The organism is Phytopseudomonas dryadis (genome assembly GCF_004327355.1).
Lineage (GTDB): Bacteria > Pseudomonadota > Gammaproteobacteria > Pseudomonadales > Pseudomonadaceae > Aquipseudomonas > Aquipseudomonas dryadis.
In genome coordinates this window covers 69,525-88,908 of record NZ_QJUM01000011.1, presented here as the reverse complement: position 1 = coordinate 88,908, position 19,384 = coordinate 69,525, and the positions used below count along the sequence as shown (strand labels likewise).

Annotated in this window: 14 protein-coding genes; 2 read left to right on the top strand and 12 right to left on the bottom strand. The window is 65.5% G+C overall.

Features of this window, described 5'->3' with window-relative positions:
• Positions 1 to 193: 193 nt before the first annotated feature.
• The 5 genes from DNK34_RS11315 to choX all read right to left on the bottom strand — a co-directional run bounded on the left by DNK34_RS11315 (position 194) and on the right by choX (position 6,046).
• Positions 194 to 1,054: a glycine betaine ABC transporter substrate-binding protein gene (locus DNK34_RS11315; RefSeq protein ID WP_131175290.1), complete on the bottom strand. Its 861-nt coding sequence runs from the start codon at positions 1,052 to 1,054 to the stop codon at positions 194 to 196.
• A gap of 227 nt (positions 1,055 to 1,281) precedes the next feature.
• A complete protein-coding gene (locus DNK34_RS11310) occupies positions 1,282 to 2,226 on the bottom strand; it encodes a choline ABC transporter substrate-binding protein (protein ID WP_131175289.1) in 945 nt (314 codons plus the stop codon).
• A gap of 49 nt (positions 2,227 to 2,275) precedes the next feature.
• On the bottom strand, positions 2,276 to 3,157 hold the full coding sequence (locus tag DNK34_RS11305) for an ABC transporter permease (RefSeq protein WP_131175288.1): 882 nt from the start codon (positions 3,155 to 3,157) through the stop codon (positions 2,276 to 2,278).
• Between the two features lies 1 nt (position 3,158).
• Positions 3,159 to 4,355, bottom strand: a complete 1,197-nt coding sequence (locus tag DNK34_RS11300; protein WP_131175287.1) for a quaternary amine ABC transporter ATP-binding protein — start codon at positions 4,353 to 4,355, stop codon at positions 3,159 to 3,161.
• 752 nt (positions 4,356 to 5,107) lie between these two features.
• Positions 5,108 to 6,046, bottom strand: a complete 939-nt coding sequence (gene choX, locus DNK34_RS11295) for a choline ABC transporter substrate-binding protein (protein WP_131175286.1) — start codon at positions 6,044 to 6,046, stop codon at positions 5,108 to 5,110.
• Between the two features lie 678 nt (positions 6,047 to 6,724).
• On the opposite strand from choX, the gene DNK34_RS11290 reads away from it, so the two are divergent.
• Complete coding sequence (locus DNK34_RS11290; protein ID WP_131175285.1) at positions 6,725 to 8,101, top strand: L-serine ammonia-lyase; 1,377 nt, start codon at positions 6,725 to 6,727, stop codon at positions 8,099 to 8,101.
• Between the two features lie 834 nt (positions 8,102 to 8,935).
• Positions 8,936 to 10,039 carry a choline metabolism transcriptional regulator GbdR gene (gene gbdR, locus DNK34_RS11285; protein ID WP_131175284.1) on the top strand — a complete coding sequence of 368 codons (1,104 nt, stop codon included), beginning with the start codon at positions 8,936 to 8,938 and terminating at the stop codon, positions 10,037 to 10,039.
• 72 nt (positions 10,040 to 10,111) lie between these two features.
• Here the strand turns inward: gbdR and DNK34_RS11280 are convergent, their stop codons facing one another.
• From DNK34_RS11280 to DNK34_RS11250, 7 genes are all read right to left on the bottom strand, one after another.
• A complete protein-coding gene (locus DNK34_RS11280; RefSeq protein ID WP_131175283.1) occupies positions 10,112 to 10,360 on the bottom strand; it encodes a hypothetical protein in 249 nt (82 codons plus the stop codon).
• Between the two features lie 40 nt (positions 10,361 to 10,400).
• A complete protein-coding gene (gene etfB, locus DNK34_RS11275; protein WP_131175282.1) occupies positions 10,401 to 11,174 on the bottom strand; it encodes an electron transfer flavoprotein subunit beta in 774 nt (257 codons plus the stop codon).
• Positions 11,175 to 11,287: 113 nt separating this feature from the next.
• Positions 11,288 to 12,517 carry an electron transfer flavoprotein subunit alpha gene (etfA, locus tag DNK34_RS11270; protein ID WP_131175281.1) on the bottom strand — a complete coding sequence of 410 codons (1,230 nt, stop codon included), beginning with the start codon at positions 12,515 to 12,517 and terminating at the stop codon, positions 11,288 to 11,290.
• A 793-nt stretch (positions 12,518 to 13,310) separates the two neighbouring features.
• Positions 13,311 to 15,269 carry a dimethylglycine demethylation protein DgcB gene (gene dgcB / locus DNK34_RS11265; RefSeq protein WP_131175280.1) on the bottom strand — a complete coding sequence of 653 codons (1,959 nt, stop codon included), beginning with the start codon at positions 15,267 to 15,269 and terminating at the stop codon, positions 13,311 to 13,313.
• Positions 15,270 to 15,388: 119 nt separating this feature from the next.
• Positions 15,389 to 17,449 carry a dimethylglycine demethylation protein DgcA gene (dgcA, locus tag DNK34_RS11260; protein ID WP_131175279.1) on the bottom strand — a complete coding sequence of 687 codons (2,061 nt, stop codon included), beginning with the start codon at positions 17,447 to 17,449 and terminating at the stop codon, positions 15,389 to 15,391.
• Between the two features lie 95 nt (positions 17,450 to 17,544).
• Positions 17,545 to 18,075 (bottom strand): DUF5943 domain-containing protein, encoded by a 531-nt coding sequence (locus tag DNK34_RS11255; protein ID WP_131175278.1) that lies wholly within the window; start codon positions 18,073 to 18,075, stop codon positions 17,545 to 17,547.
• Between the two features lie 134 nt (positions 18,076 to 18,209).
• On the bottom strand, positions 18,210 to 19,187 hold the full coding sequence (locus DNK34_RS11250) for a dipeptidase (protein WP_131175277.1): 978 nt from the start codon (positions 19,185 to 19,187) through the stop codon (positions 18,210 to 18,212).
• Positions 19,188 to 19,384: the final 197 nt, after the last annotated feature.

Sequence of the window (19,384 nt, the reverse complement as noted above, 5' to 3'; positions counted from 1 at the left end):
TAGGAGCCCCGCCCCGGGGCGAATGGTGCGCACGGCACCGATATCGGGTGGCGGCCGCCATCGATTCGCGCCGGGGCGACGCTCCTACAAATGGGCACGAACGACATGGGAAGGTTTCGGGGTGGCGCGGCGCACCGGTCCTGGTGGCCGCGGCCCCCTGCGGGGCAGGGGGCGTTTCAGCGCGTTGTCGGGCTTATTCCAGCCACTCGGCGACCCGCTCCGGGTTCTTGGCGATCCACTCCTTGGCCGCATCTTCCGGCTTGGCGCCGTCGCGGATGGACAGCATCACCGCGCCCACTTCCTCGGCGCTCCAGGAGAGTTTCTTGAGGAAGGCGGCGGCTTCCGGCGCCTTGCTTTCCAGGCCCGGGTTGGCCACGGTGTCGACGTGCTCGGCTTCGCCGAAGACGTTCTTCGGGTCTTCCAGGAAACGCAGTTTCCACTGGGCGAACATCCAGTGCGGAATCCAGCCGGTGACCACGATCGGCTTCTGCGCTCTCTCGGCGCGGGTCAGGGCGGTGGCCATGGCCGGGCCCGAGCTGGGCATCAGTTTGATGCTCTTGAGGTCGTATTCCTTGATCGCGTCTTCGGTGCGGCGCATCACGCCGGCACCGGCGTCGATCCCGGTGATCTTGCCGTCGAAGTCCTTGGCGTATTTCTCCAGGTCTGCGATGGTCTTGGCTTCGACGTAGTCGGGCACGATCAGGCCGATCTTGGCGCCATCGTAGTTGGTGCCCAGGACGGTGACCTTGTCCTTGAGCTTGTCGAAGTATTCGCCATGGGTGGCGGGTAGCCAGGCGGAGAGGGTGGCGTCGAGGTCGCCGCGGGCCACGCCCTGCCACATGATGGCCGGCTCGACCGGCTGCAGGGTGACGTCGTAGCCCAGTTTGCTCTTGAGGATCTCGCCCGCGACGTGGGTGACGGCGACGCTGTCGTCCCAACCGTTCACGTAGCCGATTTTCAGGCTGGGTTTGTCCGCTGCCATGGCGCTGGACATGCCCAATGCCAGGGCTGCGACGCCGAGGCTTTGCAGGCAGAGGCGTTTGAAGTTGTGCATAGGTCTTGCTCCGTCAGTGAGTGGCAGTTCAGGTGTGTTACTGGCTCGTTCTGATCGCGGGCCTTGCGGCACCGGCCCGTGCAGAGCAGGGCATGGCCCTGGTGGCACCGGTCGCATGGGGTGCCGATGCATTCGGCGCCTTCCAGCAGACAGGCTCCGTGCTCGCACAGGGGGCCTGCGATACCTGACCCGGCCGGTCATCGGCCGGGTCGCGGTGGGTGCGGGCGTTACAGCCCGACGTGTTTCTTCACGGCGGCGATGCCGTCCTGGCCGTCGAAGGTGGTGACGCCAGCCAGCCATTGCTCGAGGATCTGCGGGTTGGCCTTGATCCAGGTCTTGGCCACTTCGGTCGGGTCCTGCTTTTCCAGGACCTTTTCCATCAGCTGGCTTTCGATCTCGACGCTGAACTGCAGGTTGTTCAGCAGTTTGCCGACGTTGGCGCAGCGTGCTTCGTAATCCGGCGGTACCACGGTGTAGACCTTGGCCGCGCCATAGTCGGGGCCGAACACGTCGTCGCCACCGGACAGGTAGGTCAGCTCGTACTGGGTATTCATCGGATGCGGCGCCCAGCCGAGGAACACCACCGGCTCCTTCTTGCGCACCGCGCGCTGCACCTGGACCAGCATGCCCGCTTCGCTGGACTCGATCATCTTGAAGCCACCGAGATCGAACTGGTTGTTCTTGATCATGCCGTCGATCAGCAGGTTGCCGTCGTTACCCGGCTCGATGCCGTAGATCTTGCCGCCCAGCTGATCCTTGAACTTGGCGATGTCCTGGAAGCTCTTCAGGCCGGCTTCGGCGGTGTAGGTGGGCACCGCCAGGGTGTACTTGGCGCCTTCCAGGTTGGGTTTTTCCAGCACCTTGACGCCGTTGTCCTTGGTGAAGGGCTCGATCACCGCGTCCATCGAGGGCGCCCAGTAGCCGAGGAACACGTCGATCTGCTTGTTCTTCACCCCGGTGAAGGCGATCGGCACCGAGGCCATGGTCTTGCGTGGCTGATAGCCGAGGCCTTCGGTCAGGGTCATGGCCACGCCGGTGGTCGCCGCGATGTCGGCCCAGCCGATTTCGGCGAAACGTACCTGCTTGCAGCTCTCCGGCTCCTGCGCCCAGGCGCCCTGTACCAGTGCGCAGGACAGCAAGCCAGCACCAGCTACCTTTTTGATGTTGTTCATCCGCGGATCCCTGTGTGATTGAAAAAAGAGGTCGGAAATACGGTCGGCTTCACTGGCGCTGCAGGCGCGCGCTCAGCCAGTTCAGCCAGCCGGCACGGTTCGCAGCGGTCTGCGGGGTGCCGAAACTTTCGGTGATGCGGTCGAGGATGATCGCCAGCAGGACCACGGCCATGCCGCTTTCGAAGCCGAGGCCGATGTCCAGGCGCTGGATACTCGCCAGGACGTCGTTGCCCAGGCCGCCGGCGCCGACCATGGAGGCGATGATCACCATCGACAGGGCCATCATGATGGTCTGGTTGACGCCCGCCATGATCGACGGCATGGCATTGGGCAGTTGTACCTTGAACAGCAGCTGGCGGCTGTTGCAGCCGAACGACTGGCCGGCCTCGACGATTTCCTTGTTGACCTGGCGGATGCCCAGGCTGGTCAGGCGTACCGCCGGCGGCATGGCGAAGATCACCGTGGCGATGATGCCGGGCACGCGGCCAAGGCCGAAGAGCATGGCGGCCGGGATCAGGTAGACGAACGCCGGCATGGTCTGCATGAAGTCCAGCACCGGGCGGATGATGGTCGCCACGCGCTCGCTCTTGGCCGCCCAGATGCCCAGGGGAATGCCCATCAGCAGGCTGATCAGGGTCGCCGAGAAGGTCAGGCCGAGGGTGACCACGGTCTGTTCCCAGAACCCGGTCATGACGATCAGCACGAAGGCCACGGCGGTGAACACGGCGAAGCGCAGGCCGATACGCCACAGGCCGAGGGCGACGAAGATGGCGATCAGCAGCCAGGCCGGCGGTAGCATGAGGATGCTTTCGATGCCTTCGGAGAAGCCGCTGACCACGCTGCCGACGTTGTCGAAGGCGCCGCTGTAGTTGTCCAGCAGGTGTTGAACCGAGTCGTTCACCCAACTGCCCAGATCCAGTTTCTCGCTCATGTCATTCTCCCTGCAGACGGGTCAGGAGGCGGCCCTTGCTGATGGCGCCGCTGTAGTGTCCATCCTGATCGACCACGGGGATGGGGCCTTCGTTGTCCACCAGGCGGCCGATGACCTGATCCAGCGGCAGATCCTCGGGGACCGGGTTGATCTCCTTGAGCAGGTCCTGTTCCAGCGAGCAGGACTCGCCGCCCTCGACCAGCAGGGCGATCTTTTCCAGGCTGATGGAGCCGCGGAACTTGTTGTCTTCGTCGACGATGAAGGCGTAGTGCTTGTCCTGCTCCTGCAGCTCGCGGCACACGGTCTGCGCGTCCGGCGCGCTGCCGTTGTGCACGTAGATCGGCACGCTGTCGGCCTTGAGCTGGCCGGCGGTGAGGTAGCGGCTGGTGTCGACGGTGTCGAAGAAGTTGCGTACGTAATCGTTGGCGGGGTTGTCGATCAGCTCCTGCGGGGTGCCGACCTGGATCAGCCGGCCGCCTTCCATGATGCCGATGCGGGTACCGATGCGCATGGCTTCCTCGATGTCGTGGGAGACGAAGATGATGGTGCGGCGGTCGGTCTTCTGCAGCTCCAGCAGCACGTCCTGCATCTCGCGGCGCTTGAGCGGATCGAGTGCCGAGAAGGCCTCGTCCATGATGATCATCGACGGGTCGACGGCCAGGGCGCGGGCCAGGCCGACGCGCTGCTGCATGCCGCCGGAGAGTTCGTGGGGGTATTTCTGGGCGAAGGTGTCCAGGCCGACCTGGGTGAGCACCTGCATGGCGCGCGCTTCACGTTCCTTGCGGCCCTTGCCGGCCACTTCGAGGCCGAAGGCGGCGTTCTCCAGCACGGTGCGAGAAGGCATCAGGGCGAACGACTGGAAGACCATGCTCATGTCGCGGCGGCGCAGGTCGATCAGTTGATCCTTGGGCAGCTTGGCCACGTTCTGGCCGTCGATGAACACGTCACCGCTGCTGGGTTCGATCAGCCGGTTGATCAGGCGGATCAGGGTGGACTTGCCGGAGCCGGAGAGGCCCATCAGCACGAAGATCTCGCCTTCCTCGACGCTGAACGAGACGTCGCTGACGCCGATCACGGCGCCTTTTTCGGCGAGAATCCTGTCTTTGCTCCAACCTTGCTTGAGCAGGTCGATGGCTTCTTGTGGGTGGTCGCCGAACACCTTGTAGAGGTTTTCGACGACGATTTTTCCAGACTGCATGGGATGGTTCCCCTTCAGTAGACATCTAGAGCAGCTACACGGAACCTGGCGCGCGCCCTCGGGGCGTTCGTCAGGTGATGCCGACTGTTCTTGCCTGTGGGTGTTTACACGGTTCCGAGGTTTGGACAGCGTTCTGCTGCATGGCGTTCTGCTGGCACTCGCCCACGCTCCAAGTGTCACGCCACGGCTGCTGCGAGCCCCTGGCATTGCCTGGATGTGATGTCGAGTGAACCTTGCGTTGCCGTGCTGCAAACCGCTTTCCAAACCCTCTGGCAGTGTTACGAAGCCCAATCCCTTGGGAATTCACATCTCGATCCGAGATGCGCGTACATCCGAAATTTGTTGTTGGGCTGGCGCCCGGCTGCGGTAGCCAGCACTTATCTGTTCTTCGGTCCGGAGCGGTGGGCCCCGGTCTGCCGTCTCCGCAGGAGGCTGGCAGCGACGAAATCGGCTGACTCAACGATATAGTCTTGCGGTCATGGCAATTATCGAATTGCGACCCTGACGTGTTGGGCGACGACACATGGCCATCAGCCCCGGGTTCAACGAACTTTCAGCACCAGGCAAAACGACTCCGGCCACAGGGCGGAACCGTTCTGAAAGGGTGGAAATTCGCAATCCCTTAAAAACCATAACAGATTCTTTCTACCCCGGGTCAAGGCTGGAAGCCGCGCTGCGCGTGCTTCCCAGCCTTCGGGAAGAGCTTAGCCGCCGTATGCCGGGGGCTGTAGCGACTTCGAAAAAAAAGCGTTTCAAGGGCTTTTGGCGCTGTCGAACAGTTGCCCCGCGGCGCTGCCATCGCGTCGGGTAACCCCCTCCAGCCAGCTCGCCACGGTCTGTGGATTGGCCAGTAGCCAGGCCTTCGCCTCGCGCCGGCGATTGGTGCTCTGGTTGAGTATGGCGGTCATCAGGTCGTTCTCCATCTGCAGGCTGAAGCGCAGGTTCTTCAGGAAGCGGCCGACATTGGCGCACTCCTCGGCATAGCCGGCGCGCACATTGGTGTAGACCGTGGCGCCGCCGTAGTCGGGGCCGAAATACTCATCGCCGCCGTCCAGGTAGTGCGGGTGCACCGAGTTGTTCATCGGGTGTGGTTCCCAGGCCAGGAACACCGCCCACTGCTTGAGTGTATCGGCGCGCCTGACCTGGGACAGCATGCCCGCTTCGCTGGATTCGACCAGGGTGAAGTCGGCGAGCCCGAAGGCATTCTCGTCGATCATCCGCGCGATCAGCTTGTTGCCATCGTTACCGGGCTCTATTCCGTATATTTTCCCCGACAATTCCGTCTTGAAGCGTGCAATATCGGTGAAGTTGTTCAGGCCGCCCTCGCGCGCGGACTGGTTGGCCGCGAGGGTGTACTTGGCCCCTTCGAGGTTGGCGCCCAGGGTCTGCACCGAACCGTTCTCCGTATAGGGCTTGATGTCGTTCTCCATGCTCGGCATCCAGTTGCCGAGGAACACGTCGATCTGCTTGCCCTGCAGGGCCTTGTAGGTGTCGGGCACCGACAGGCGCTTGACCTGGGTGCCATAACCGAGCTCGCCGAGTACCAGGCGTGTCACCGCGGTGGTCACGGTGATGTCGGTCCAGCCGACATCGGCAAAGCGCACCGTGTCGCAACTGGGTGGATCCACCGCATGGGCGCAGAAGGGCAGGCCGAGTAAGGCGATTGCCAACCAGAGACGTGTTCTGTTCATCGGGACTCCTTGTAGGTGATGGCTCGGCGTCATGCGCGCCGTAGATGCCCTGTGGCCCAATCGGTGCCCGCTGCCTGCATGCCCGGGCGCCCGTGGCGGCGCCGAAGAGGTTGGGCGCGAGGCCGGGATAGCGCATGCGCGGGTGATCGCCCTGCCACAAGACACCGCCCGACTGGCCAGGGGCCGGGTCGATCGAGCCGGCCGTCCAGTGTGAAACCCTGCCGCACCCAGGTATTGCTCCGGGTCAGCTCCTTGAGCATTTCATTGTCTCTGGTGGCCGGTTCGATGCTGAAGATGAAGGTTGCACCGGGTACCCGGGGTTGCGCGGTTCGTCTGTTCAAGCGTCCTCCGATCGTGCAGCGCAACGTTACCGGCCCGACGGGCGTCGGCCTGTTCATGAGGGCGGATCCTGGCGCCTGTCTCTGTGCTCGCGCAGAGGCAAAGCACAGGGCGTGCCAGGGACAATGGCAGCTCATGGGGTTTAGCAGGGCGCGCGCCGTGCCGCTGTTCTCGGGGCGACACCGGCATGTCTGCGGCGGGAGAGCGGCGGTCGCCGGGCTCTGGCCGGGATGGCGGCGGCACGCCGCTTATGGGCATGAGCAAGTCGGTGCCAATGGCGGGCGGGCCGTGGGAAAGGCCGAATATGGCGCTGAGTAGACCTGGCCCCAGGAGATGACCGTGGCAATCAGTGTGTTCGACCTGTTCAAGATCGGTATCGGCCCTTCCAGCTCGCATACCGTCGGCCCGATGCGCGCCGCCGCGCTGTTCGCCGGGGCATTGCGCGAGCGGCGCCTGCTGGAGCGGGTGACGCGCCTCGAAGTGAACCTGTACGGCTCGCTGTCCGCCACCGGTGTCGGGCACGGTACCGACCGGGCGGTGATCATGGGCCTGATGGGCGAGTGGCCGGATCGGGTCGACCCACTGCAGATCTCGCCACGCATCGCCGCGCTGCTGGAAAGCGGCGAGCTGCCCCTCGATGGCACGCACCGCCTGGCCTTCGACTGGGTGCGGGACATGCGCCTGCACGAGCAGAGCCTGCCCTACCACCCCAACGCCATGACCCTGGTGGCCGAGGGCGAGGCGGGCGAGCTGTATCGCGACACCTTCTATTCCGTCGGCGGTGGCTTCGTGGTCGATGCCGAGCAGGCCGCCGCCGGCCAGCTGGATCAGGATCACACCGTGCTGCCCTACGACTTTTCCAGCGCCGACGAGTTGCTCGGCCTGTGCCGGCGGCATGGCCTGCGGGTATCCGAGCTGATGCTGGCCAACGAGAAGGCCTGGCGCAGCGAGGCGCAGATCCGCAGTGGGCTGCTGCTGTTGTGGCAGGCCATGCGCGACTGCGTGGAGGCCGGCTTGCGCCACGAGGGCGTGCTGCCGGGCGGGCTCAATGTCAAGCGCCGCGCGGCGAAGCTGCACCGCAGCCTGCAGGAACTGGGCAAGCCGAACGTGATCGGTTCGACGCTGTCGGCCATGGAGTGGGTCAACCTGTTCGCCCTGGCGGTCAACGAAGAGAACGCCGCCGGCGGGCGCATGGTCACGGCGCCGACCAATGGCGCGGCGGGGATCATTCCGGCGGTGCTGCACTACTACATGAAATTCAATCCCCAGGCCTGCGACGAGGATGTCGTCGACTACCTGCTCGCGGCGGCGGCGGTCGGCATCCTGTGCAAGAAGAACGCCTCGATTTCCGGCGCCGAGGTCGGTTGCCAGGGCGAGGTCGGTTCGGCCTGCGCGATGGCGGCGGCCGGGCTGGCCGAAGTGCTCGGCGCCACCCCGGAGCAGCTGGAGAATGCCGCCGAGATCGGCCTGGAACACAACCTCGGGCTGACCTGCGATCCGGTCGGCGGGCTGGTGCAGGTGCCCTGTATCGAACGCAACGCCATCGCCGCGGTGAAGGCGATCAACGCCGCGCAGATGGCGCTGCGCGGCGACGGCTCGCACTTCATCTCCCTCGACCGGGTGATCCGCACCATGCGCGACACCGGGGCCGACATGCACGACAAGTACAAGGAAACCTCACGCGGTGGTCTGGCCGTCAGCGCCATCGAGTGCTAGTGCCGCATCACGGATCGAAGGCCGTGTGGCTGTTCAAAGGCCGAAGCGGCCGTTCGTAGGGTGGACGACGCTTCACCCGTCCACCGCTCCGCAATCGCAATGGTGGATGAAAAAAGCGTCATCCACCCTACGCGCTGTTTCATGGTGATAGCGGACATTGCGGTTTGCGTGGGAGGGGCTTTAGCCGCGAATGAGGTGCGAAGGGCTCGCGGCTAAAGCGGATCGCCGCCCGGCCCCTCCCACAGCCCGTAGGATGGGACGGGCCGCGTAGGTGAAACCCATCAATATGCCGATGGGGTTCACCCATCCTACGGCCGCTTTCGCCTTATGGCTGCCATCCCGCATCACGCCTGTTCCATTCGCGGTCTCGGGCACACCGACCGCCCAGGCCGCCGGTCCAGGCCGGTAATGTGCGCGATGTGAACGTTTTTCGATCAATTTGCCAACCGTTGCCAAGTTTTGGTGCAGTTCGTTCGGCTTGCCGGCGCGCGCCTGGATGACGCCCGGTCACGCCTGCGACCGCCTGTCCGTTACGGCTCACGGGGCAGCGCGATCGCGCTGAGGAAACAGCCGCCGCCACAGTGCTACCGAAATGCTCAAGCGCCTGTATCCACGCGCCTTTCAGCTTCGCCGAGCGGCTCTCGCGGGCGCCCCGGAAGCATCGCCGCAGAGGCGATGAAGAGGGGCCGGATTTTTTTATTGAACGAGCGATCAATCTAGGCATGACCTTTGCGTTGTATTTGGCATTCGTCTTGACTGCTTGTATGCCGTGATCACAAGAAAGTAGAGCTTCGCCATGAAAGCTCACAACGTGCGTAGCGTGAGGGTTCGCTGATGACAGAGTTCAATCTAGGAGCGCCGCTCCAGAGCCGTGTTCCCCAGTCCATCGGCTTTCTGCTGCTGGACAATTTCACCCTGATTTCCCTGGCCTCCGCGGTGGAGCCTCTGCGCATGGCCAATCAGCTTTCCGGCAAGGAGCTGTATCGCTGGCACACCCTGACCCTGAACGGTCAGGTGGTGAATGCCAGCGACGGCCTGCAGATCACCCCGGACGCCAGCATCGCCAATGCCCCGGCACTGAGCGCCGTGATCGTCTGTGGCGGGGTGGATATCCAGCGCAGCGTGACCCGCGAGCACGTCCTCTGGCTGCAGAGCCAGGCGCGCCAGGGCCGCCAGATGGGCGCCGTGTGCACCGGCAGCTGGGCGCTGGCCAAGGCCGGCCTGCTCGATGGCTACGATTGCAGCGTGCACTGGGAGTTTCTCGCCGCCATGCAGGAGGCCTTCCCCCGGGCGGCGATCACCACCCGGCTGTTTTCCATCGACCGCAACCGCAACACCTCGTCCGGTGGCACCGCGCCGATGGACATGATGCTGCACCTGATCGGTCGCGAGCATGGCCGGGAACTGGCGGCGGCCATCTCCGAGATGTTCATCTACGAGCGTATTCGCAACGAGCAGGATCACCAGCGTGTGCCGCTCAAGCACATGCTCGGCACCAACCAGCCGAAACTGCAGGAAATCGTCGCGTTGATGGAGGCCAACCTCGAGGAGCCCATCGACCTCGACCAGCTGGCGCTCTACGTGGACGTGTCGCGGCGTCAGCTGGAGCGGCTGTTCCAGAAATACCTGCACTGCTCGCCGTCGCGCTATTACCTCAAGCTGCGCCTAATCCGCGCCCGGCAACTGCTCAAGCAGACCTCGATGTCGATCATCGAGGTGGCCTCGGTCTGCGGTTTCGTTTCCACGCCGCATTTCTCCAAATGCTACCGCGAGTACTTCGGCATACCGCCGCGCGACGAGCGCGCCGGCCAGAGCGCGACCAACGTCGTGGCGCTGGTGCCGATGCCCGAGGACCTGCTGCAGCCATCGTCCACCGCCATGTCGGCGCTCAGCCGCGCCCAGGGCGAGTCGACCTTTGCCAGCGTCAGGGTCATTTGAGAAGCAGCGGCAAGCCGCAAGCTTCAAGCCGCAAGTAGCAGCGAGAGTCGCTAGCTTGTAGCTCCGGCTGCCTTAGCCGCGTGGCACCAGGGCCGGCAGCAGGGTGCGGGAAATCGCCTCGCGTACCGTCGGCAGCACGGTGGCGCTGCCGCCCAGCAGTTCTTCGACCATGTGCCGCAAGGCCAGCGCCCGATCCGGGCTCAGGCCCATGACGGCGTATTCGCAGGCCTGCTCGGCGCTGACGCCGCTGGGGATGCTGATGCCCAGCGCTACAAGGCGTTCACGCAGGTCTTCCTGGTCGATCAGTTCGGCATGCATCATCGTCGTGTCCTCGAGAAGGTGGGGGAGGGCCCGTTGCCGTTCAGCGCAACACGCCTTCGTCCATCAGCAATTTGAAGATAGCCTCTGCGCCCTCCTGCGGCGAGACATCCTTGAGCACCTGGCCGCCGCCACCGGCGGCCTTGGCCGTGGCGGCCTTCATCCGCTCGGCGCCGGTCTTGGCCTTGATCACCTTCAGGCGCTTGGGGCGTGGCCGGGCCGCTTGCCACTGGGCATCGGCGTAGAGCGGGTCGTCGACCTGCTCCACCGATTCACGCTCCAGCGTACCGCGTCGCGCCGGGCCGAAGGCGCTCTGGCGCGCGGTCGGTGCGGCCTGGTCGACACTGGCGAGGAAGGGCAGGCGTACGCGCAGGCGCCGGCGTTGGCCACGGGGCAGGGCCTGCAACACCTGGGCCATGCCGCCTTCGATATGTTCCACCTCGGCCAGGCCGACGATCAGCGGCCAGCCCAGCCGTTCGGCCAGCAGGTAGGGCAGCAGCCCGGAGCCCTCGCCGGTTTCCGCCTGGCTGCCGGTCAGCACCACGTGCGCGCCGGCCAGTTGCAGGTGTTCGACCAGGGCTGGCAGGGCGTCGCTCGAGGCATCCTGCTCCAGTACCGTGAGGGCGGGCAGGCCCATGCCGAGGTAGGCGCGCAGGGTTTCTTCCTGCGGGTCGCCAGCGTGCACCACATCGAGTCTTTCACCGGCCAGCTTGAGGCCCAGCTCCACGGCGCGGGCATCCTGCTCGGCGCGCCGCGGGCGGCCGGAGGCCGGGTGGGCACCGATGGAAACCAGGGCAACGACGTTCAGTTCAGTCATGACGCAGCCCTCGCAGAAGTGGCGTAGGGTGGAAGACGCTCTTTTCTTCCACCATCGAACGGTATGGCGTCATGGTGGATGGATAAGGCCCCATCCACCCTACGGATTGCTCTTCAGGCGGCATCGCGCTTGCCTCCGTTGCGATGGGCTTCGACCCGCTCGATCAACGCCTGCAGGATCGCGGCGGAATCGCTGATCACCGCCAGGTCGGCGCGCTTGATCATGTCGCAGCCCGGGTCGAGGTTGACCGCCACCACCTTGTCGCAGGCGCCGATGCCCTGCAGGTGCTGGATGGCGCCGGAGATGCCGACGGCCAGGTACACGCGGGCGGTGACCCAGGTGCCGGTGGCGCCGACCTGGCGCGCACGTGGCATGTGGCCGTCGTCGACCGCTACCCGCGAGGCGCCTTCGGTGGCGCCGAGGGCGACGGCGGCCCGGTGGAACAGCGCCCAGTCCGTCACGCCGTTGCCGCCCGACAGAATGAATTCGGCCTCGGCCATGGGAATCTGCGCCGGGTCGACGGCCACCGAGCCGAGGTCTTCGATACGCGGCAGGTTGCGCACCACCTGAGCGCCCAGCTCGAGGGTACGCGCTTCGTGGCGGCTTTCGCTGACCGGCTCGGCGCATTCGGCGGCGGCCAGGATCAGCCGTGGGGCGGGCTGTACGATGTCCTCGCGGCCGGCCCCGGCGCGGCCGCTGCACTGGCCGTCCCGGATCTGCCAGACGCGGGTCGCCGGCCGTTCGCCCAGGCTCGCGGCCAGGCGCCGGCCCAGCTCGCCCCCGCCGCTGCGGCTGTCCGGCAGCAGCCAGTGGCGCGGGCTGAACTGGCTCTCCACGGCGCGCAGGGCGAGCACGCGCTGCTCCGGCGCATAACCGGCGTATTCGTCGCCTTCGAGCAGCAGCAGACGGTCGACGCCGGCGCTGTCGAACGCGCTTTCCTTGGATTCGCCGAAGACCACGGCGAGCACCGCGCCATCCTTGCCGGCCAGTTGCCGGGCCAGGCCGAGCAGGTCCTTGTCATGACCGCTCAGGCGGCCGCCGACCATATCCGGCACCACGGCGATGACGAATGCCGGCTGCTCGACGACGTGCAGCGGCAATTGCACCTCGGCGCTGCCGCGCTGGCGCTGACCGCCGCCGCCCTGCTGCACGCCAGAGCGGTCGATGCGCTTGATGCCGGCCGGGCCGATAAAGCCGGCCGCTGCGGCATGGGGGTTCTTGCGGACTACGCCGTTGGGGCCCATCCACTGGATTTGCTGGGTCTGCATGGCGGCGTGCAGCGGATGCAGACGATTGCGGGCGATCCATTCGGCCCGAGGGTCGCGGCGGATGAGGTCACTCATGGCTGCGCCTCCAGAGTGCTTGGTGTAGGAGCCGGCTTGCCGGCGATGAGGGCTTCGATCGCCCGCAAGCGGGCTCCTACAGGAGAGGGGCGTCGCGTACGTCGGGCGGCTGGCTTCCTGAGCGCTTCTTCGCGCTCGATCAGTGCTGCGCCGTAGGATGGGTGACAACCCATCAAGCGCCGATGGGTTGGCACCCATCCTACGGTTCTGTGGAAGGGGTCGAGCAGGCGGCGCGCAGCAAAGCCCTCACCCCCGGCCCCTCTCCCGGGGGGAGAGGGGAGAAAAGCGCGCAGGCAAACATCAGCTGTACACTGCATCATGCACCTCCACGACGGCGGGTTCAGCCACCGGCTCTTTTTGCGGTGCTTCGCGCTCGATCAGTGCTGCGCCGTAGGATGGGTGATAACCCATCAAGCGCCGATGGGTTGGCACCCATCCTACGGCCCTGTGGAAAGGGTCGAGCAGGCGGCGCGCAGCAAAGCCCTCACCCCCGGCCCCTCTCCCGGGGGGAGAGGGGAGAAAAGCCTGCAGGCAAGCATCGGTTGTACGCTGCATCACGCCACCTCCACGGCGGTGGATTCAGCCACCGGCTCTTTTTGCGGTGCTTCGCGCTCGATCAGTGCTGCGCCGTAGGATGGGTGATAACCCATCAAGCGCCGATGGGTTGGCACCCATCCTACGGTTCTGTGGAAAGGGTCGAGCAGGCGGCGCGCAGCAAAGCCCTCACCCCCGGCCCCTCTCCCGGGGGGAGAGGGGAGAAAAGCCTGCAGACACACATCGGTTGTACGCTGCATCACGCCACCTCCACGGCGGCGGGTTCAGCCACCGGCTCTTTTTGCGGTGCTTCGCGCTCGATCAGGACCTCGGCGACCAGCTCGGCGATGTCCTTGATCTGCGGTCGCGGCTCGACCACGCCCTCGAGCATCACGGTGCACTGCGGGCAGCCGACGGCGACCAGTTCGGCGCCGGTTTCCTTGATGTCGTCCATGCGCATGTCGGGAATCCGCTGCTTGCCGGGGATGTCGGTGATCGGCGCGCCACCACCACCGCCACAGCAGCGCGAGCGGAAACCGGAGCGGGCCATTTCCCTGATCTCGATGCCGATGGCCTTGAGCACCGCGCGCGGCGCCTCGTACTCGCCGTTGTAGCGGCCCAGGTAGCAGGGATCGTGGTAGGTCACGCTGCCCCCTTTGTGCCGGCCCAGAGCGAGGGCGCCGCGTTGCACCAGGGTGTCGATGAAGGTGCTGTGGTGCATGACCTGGTAGTGGCCGCCGAGGGCACCGTATTCGTTCTTCAGCACGTGGAAGCTGTGCGGGTCGCAGGTGACGATGGTGGTGAAACTGTACTGCGCCAGGGTGGCGATATTGCGCCGGGCCAGTTGCTGGAAGGTCGCCTCGTCGCCGAGGCGCCGGGCCACGTCACCGCTGTCGCGCTCCTCCAGGCCGAGCACGGCGAAGTCCACCCCGGACGCCTTGAGGATCTTGACGAAGGCGCGCAGGGTGCGCTGGTTGCGCATGTCGAAGGCGCCATCGCCGACCCAGAACAGCACCTCGACGCGCTTCTTCTCGCTCATCAGCGGCAGGTTCAGATCCGCCGCCCAGTTCAGCCGCCCGCCCGGGGCGAAGCCGCCCGGGTTGTCGGTGGCGATGAGGTTTTCCAGCACCTCGGCGCCCTTGTTCGGCGTCGCGCCTTGCTCCAGGGTCAGGTGGCGGCGCATGTCGACGATGGCGTCGACGTGCTCGATCATCATCGGGCACTCCTCGACGCAGGCGCGGCAGGTGGTGCACGACCACAGCGTCTCGGCATCGACCAGGGCCTTGCCCTGCAACGACACGATCGGCTGGTGCGGGCCGCCGCTGTGCTCGCCCAGCGGCTTGCCGGGGTACGGTGAGCCGGCGAATTTGGCGTCGTTGCCGCCGGCCAGGCCGATGACCATGTCCTGGATCAGCTTCTTCGGGTTCAGCGGCTGGCCGGCGGCGAAGGCCGGGCACATGGCCTCGCACTTGCCGCACTGCACGCAGGCGTCGAAGCCGAGCAACTGGTTCCAGGTGAAGTCGCTGGGTTTTTCCACGCCCAGCGGCGCGGTGGGATCATCCAGATCGAGGGCTTTCAGCCCGGTGGAGCGGCCACCGGCAAAGCGCTCGCTGCGGCGGTGCCAGGCCAGGTGCAGGGCGCCGGCGAAGGCGTGCTTCATCGGCCCGCCCCAGGTCATGCCGAAGAACAGTTCTGACACGCCCCAGGCCACGCCGACAGACAGCACGGCGGCGAGAATCCAGCCGCCGAAGCCTTCCGGCAGGATGCCCGCGACGGGCAGGGTGGCGATAAAGAAACTCGCCGAGAACATCAGCAGGCTTTTCGGCAGGCGCATCCACGGGCCCTTCGACAGCCGCGCCGGCGGGTTGCGCCGACGCCCAGCGACGAACAGCGCGCCGCCGAACATGCACAGTGTGGCGGCCAGCAGGGCGAAGCCGAGGATGCGATGGTGCAGACCGAAACCGTGCACGACGATGGCCAGCAGCGCGGCCAGCACGAAGCCGCCCGCCGTCGCCACGTGGGTCCTGGACATGTAGCGGTCGCGCTCGACCACGTGGTGCAGATCCACCAGGTAGCGGCGCGGCATCGTCAGCAGGCCACCGAGCCAGTCGACCTTCGACGGCCGCCCGCGACGCCACATGAAGAAGCGTTTCGCGGCGCCGAGTACGGCCAGGCCAAGGGCGGCGAACAGCAGGATGGGGAGAAGGGTGCTAAGCATGGTGAAGCTCCCGCAAGGGTCTTGTAGGAGCTGGCTTGCCAGCGATTCGGGCTCCGCGGTTATCGCTCGGGCCGCGTTAGCGTTCATCGCCGGCAAGCCGGCTCCTACAGGGAGGCTGCTTAAAAGTCTTTACAAAGCCGCAGCGCGTCGTAGATCGCCGCGTGGGTGTTGCGCTGGGCCACGCAGTCGCCGATGCGGAACAGCAGGTAGCCGTCTCCGTCCTCGCTCAGGCTCGGTTGCGGCTGGATGGCGAACAGGGTTTCGATGTCGATCTGGCCCTTGTTGCGCGAGCCTTCCTTGAGCGCGTAGTACAGCGACTCGTCCGGGCGCACGCCGTTCTCGATCACCACTTGGTCGACCACCCGCTCTTCCCTGGCGCCGGTGTATTCGTTCTCCAGCACGGCGATCTTCTTGTCGCCCTCGAGGTAGACCTTCTCCAGCATCATGTCGCCGGTCATGATCACTTCCTTGGGATAGATGCTGCGGTAGTAGGTCGGGAACGAGGTACCGCCCATGGCCACGCCGGGCTTGATGTCGTCGGTGACGATCTCGACCTGGCTGCCCTTGTCGGCGATGAAGTCGGCGACCGACATGCCGGTGAATTCGCAGATGGTGTCGTACACCAGCACGTTCTTGCCCGGCGCCACCTTGCCGCTGAGGATGTCCCAGCTGCTGACCACCAGGCCCTCGGCCGCGCCCCAGTGCTCGACCTGTTCGAGGAACGGGTGGCCGCCGTTGGCGAGCACGACGATGTCGGCGCGCAGGTCGTTGATGGTGTCGACGTCGGCCGCGGTGCCCAGGCGCAGGTCTATGCCCAGGCGCGCCAGTTCCAGCTGGTACCAGCGGGTGATGCCGGCGATCTGGTCGCGCTGCGGGGCCTTGGAGGCCAGGGTGATCTGCCCGCCAAGGCTGTCCTGTTTTTCAAAAAGCGTCACGTCGTGGCCACGCTCCGCTGCGACTCTCGCCGCTTCCATCCCGGCCGGGCCACCGCCGACGATGACCACCTTGCGTTTCGGCCCGGTGGATTTCTCGATGATATGCGGCACGCCCATGTATTCGCGGCTGGTCGCGGCGTTCTGGATGCAGAGCACGTCCAGGCCCTGGTACTGGCGGTCGATGCAGTAGTTGGCGCCGACGCACTGACGAATCTGGTCGACCTGGCCCATCTTGATCTTGGCGATCAGGTGCGGGTCGGCGATGTGCGCGCGGGTCATGCCGACCATGTCCACATAGCCGCCCTCCAGAATACGGGTAGCCTGGTTCGGGTCCTTGATGTTCTGCGCGTGCAGCACCGGCACGTCGACCACTTCCTTGATGCCGGCCGCCAGGTGCAGGAACGGCTCCGGCGGGTAGCTCATGTTGGGGATGACGTTGGCCAGGGTGTTGTGGGTGTCGCAGCCCGAGCCGACCACGCCGAGGAAGTCGAGCATGCCGGTGTCGGCGTAGTACTTGGCGATCTGTTTCATGTCATCAAAGGACAGGCCGTCGGGGTGGAACTCGTCGCCACAGATGCGCATGCCCACGCAGAAATCGTCGCCCACTTCGGCGCGCACCGCCTTGAGCACTTCCAGGCCGAAGCGCATGCGGTTCTCGAAGCTGCCGCCCCATTCGTCGGTACGTTTGTTCACCCGCGGCGACCAGAACTGGTCGATCATATGCTGGTGCACGGCGGACAGTTCGACGCCATCCAGCCCACCGGCCTTGGCGCGACGCGCGGCCTGGGCGAAGTTGCCGATCACCCGCTGGATCTCTTCCGGCTCGATGGTCTTGCAGGTGGCGCGGTGCACCGGCTCGCGGATGCCGGACGGCGACATCAGGGTCGGCCAGTGACCACCGTCCCAGCGCGAGCGGCGGCCCATGTGGGTAATCTGGATCATGATCTTGGCGCCGTGCCTGTGCATGGCGTCGGCCAGGTTCTGGAAGTGCGGGATGATGCGGTCGGTGGCCAGGTTGACCGAGGCCCACCAGTGCTGCGGGCTGTCGATGGCGACCACCGATGAGCCGCCGCAGATGGCCAGGCCGATGCCGCCCTTGGCCTTCTCCTCGTAATACTTCACGTAGCGCTCGCTGGTCATGCCGCCATCGGTGGCGTAGACCTCGGCGTGCGCGGTGGAGAGCACGCGGTTGCGGATGGTCAGTTTGCCGATCTGGATCGGCTGGAACATTGCTTCGAAAGCCATTGCGGCACCCTCACGGAACTGGGGCTTGTAGGAGGCGCTTCAGCGGCGACAGCATCGCCGCTGAAGCGCCTCCCACGGATTTCTTATCGGACGGATCAGAGCGGACGGGTGACGAACAGGCCATCGTCGTGGCCTTCTTCGGCGCCGCTGTATTGCTGCACGGTGACGGTGCGGATCGGGCTGCCGGCGGCCGCCAGGATCTGGTCGATGGCGCCGGAGAACCAGCCGGTGAACATGTAGTCCACCTTGCGATTGACCTTGCCGTACACGTAGACGAAGGCCGAGTGGCGCAGGCGCACCTGGGCGTGGCCGGTCTCCAGGTCGAGCTGCTGGATGTCGAACAGCCCCCAGCCGCGCTGGGAAATGCGCTTCATGTAGTGCTCGAACACCGCCGCGCCTTGCAGGCCATGGCACTCGGCTTCCTTCTCGCACCAGTGCCAGGCGGACTTGTAGCCGGCCTTGTAGAGGATCTCGGCGTAGGCGTCGGCGCCGAGCACGTCCTCGATGCCCCTGTGGTTGTTGACGAAGAAGTGCCGCGGCACGTAGAGCATCGGCAGGGCGTCGGTGGTCCAGACGCCGGTTTCGTCATCGACCTGGATGGGCATTTCGGGGGCGTGGGTGGCCATGTGTTCAGTACTCCAGAATTTGGTTGCATTGAGCCCCTCTCCCCTTGGGAGAGGGTTGGGTTGAGGGGGAGGCAAGGTGATCTTCAAAGCCCCTCACCCCGCCCCTCTCCCGGAGGGAGAGGGGAGCGAAGCGGTCATTCGCCCCAGACGTCCGCGAGGACGCGTACCCAGTTCTCGCCCATGACCTTGCGCACGGTGCGCTCGCTCATGCCGCGCTTGAGGAGGGTTTCGGTGAGGTTGGGGAATTCGCCCACGGTGCGGATGCCCAGCGGGTTGACGATCTTGCCGAAGTTGGTCAGGCGGCGGGCGTAGCCCTTGTCGTGGGTCAGGTACTCGAAGAAGTCCTGGCCGTGGCCCTGGGTGAAGTCGGTACCGATGCCGATGGCGTCCTCGCCGACGATGTTCATCACGTACTCGATGGCTTCGGCGTAGTCGTCGATGGTCGAGTCGATGCCCTTGGCCAGGAACGGCGCGAACATGGTCACGCCGACGAAACCGCCGTGGTCGGCGATGAACTTCAGCTCGGCGTCGGACTTGTTGCGCGGGTGCTCCTTGAGGCCGGAGGGCAGGCAGTGGGAGTAGGTGACCGGTTTCTTCGATTCGAGGATGACTTCCTCGCTGGTCTTGCTGCCGACGTGGGACAGGTCGCACATCACACCGACGCGGTTCATCTCGGCGACGATCTCGCGGCCGAAACCGGACAGGCCGCCGTCACGCTCGTAGCAGCCGGTGCCGACCAGGTTCTGGGTGTTGTAGCACATCTGCACGATGCCCACGCCGAGCTGCTTGAAGATCTCCACGTAGCCGATCTGGTCCTCGAACGCATGGGCATTCTGGAAGCCGAAGAGGATGCCGGTCTTGCCCAGCTCCTTGGCCCGGCGGATGTCGGCGGTGCTGCGTACCTGCATCACCAGGTCGCTGTTCTCGCGGATCAGCTTCTGGCTGGCGGCGATGGCGTCGACGGTTTCCTGGAAATCTTCCCAGACCGACACCGTGCAGTTGGCCATGGTCAGGCCGCCCTTGCGCATGTCCTCGAACAGTTCGCGGTTCCACTTGGCGATGATCAGACCGTCGATGACGATGCTGTCGGCGTGCAATTCGGCTGGGCTCATCAGGCTGCTCCCCTTGATCGGTGACACCAGACCCGTTGCTGGCGCTTTGTGGGCAGCATATGCCTCGACGCCCGGTCGACCCGGTGCAAAAACGACCGGGGGTTTGCCGAAAGCGTCAAGGCGAGGTCGCGATCGGACAAGCCGGGTTGCCGCAGCCTGCGCATTGGACGGACCAGCGGTCTTCGATCAGAAACGCT

What these genes read in the sequence shown, in the direction of transcription:
- choX (WP_131175286.1), bottom strand. Translation starts at nt 6,046, where the DNA reads ATGAACAGAACACGTCTCTGGTTGGCAATCGCCTTACTCGGCCTGCCC.
- etfB (WP_131175282.1), bottom strand. Translation starts at nt 11,174, where the DNA reads ATGACTGAACTGAACGTCGTTGCCCTGGTTTCCATCGGTGCCCACCCG.
- DNK34_RS11255 (WP_131175278.1), bottom strand. Translation starts at nt 18,075, where the DNA reads ATGGCCACCCACGCCCCCGAAATGCCCATCCAGGTCGATGACGAAACC.
- dgcB (WP_131175280.1), bottom strand. Translation starts at nt 15,269, where the DNA reads ATGCTTAGCACCCTTCTCCCCATCCTGCTGTTCGCCGCCCTTGGCCTG.
- DNK34_RS11315 (WP_131175290.1), bottom strand. Translation starts at nt 1,054, where the DNA reads ATGCACAACTTCAAACGCCTCTGCCTGCAAAGCCTCGGCGTCGCAGCC.
- DNK34_RS11310 (WP_131175289.1), bottom strand. Translation starts at nt 2,226, where the DNA reads ATGAACAACATCAAAAAGGTAGCTGGTGCTGGCTTGCTGTCCTGCGCA.
- etfA (WP_131175281.1), bottom strand. Translation starts at nt 12,517, where the DNA reads ATGAGTGACCTCATCCGCCGCGACCCTCGGGCCGAATGGATCGCCCGC.
- DNK34_RS11250 (WP_131175277.1), bottom strand. Translation starts at nt 19,187, where the DNA reads ATGAGCCCAGCCGAATTGCACGCCGACAGCATCGTCATCGACGGTCTG.
- DNK34_RS11305 (WP_131175288.1), bottom strand. Translation starts at nt 3,157, where the DNA reads ATGAGCGAGAAACTGGATCTGGGCAGTTGGGTGAACGACTCGGTTCAA.
- gbdR (WP_131175284.1), top strand. Translation starts at nt 8,936, where the DNA reads ATGACAGAGTTCAATCTAGGAGCGCCGCTCCAGAGCCGTGTTCCCCAG.
- dgcA (WP_131175279.1), bottom strand. Translation starts at nt 17,449, where the DNA reads ATGGCTTTCGAAGCAATGTTCCAGCCGATCCAGATCGGCAAACTGACC.
- DNK34_RS11300 (WP_131175287.1), bottom strand. Translation starts at nt 4,355, where the DNA reads ATGCAGTCTGGAAAAATCGTCGTCGAAAACCTCTACAAGGTGTTCGGC.
- DNK34_RS11280 (WP_131175283.1), bottom strand. Translation starts at nt 10,360, where the DNA reads ATGATGCATGCCGAACTGATCGACCAGGAAGACCTGCGTGAACGCCTT.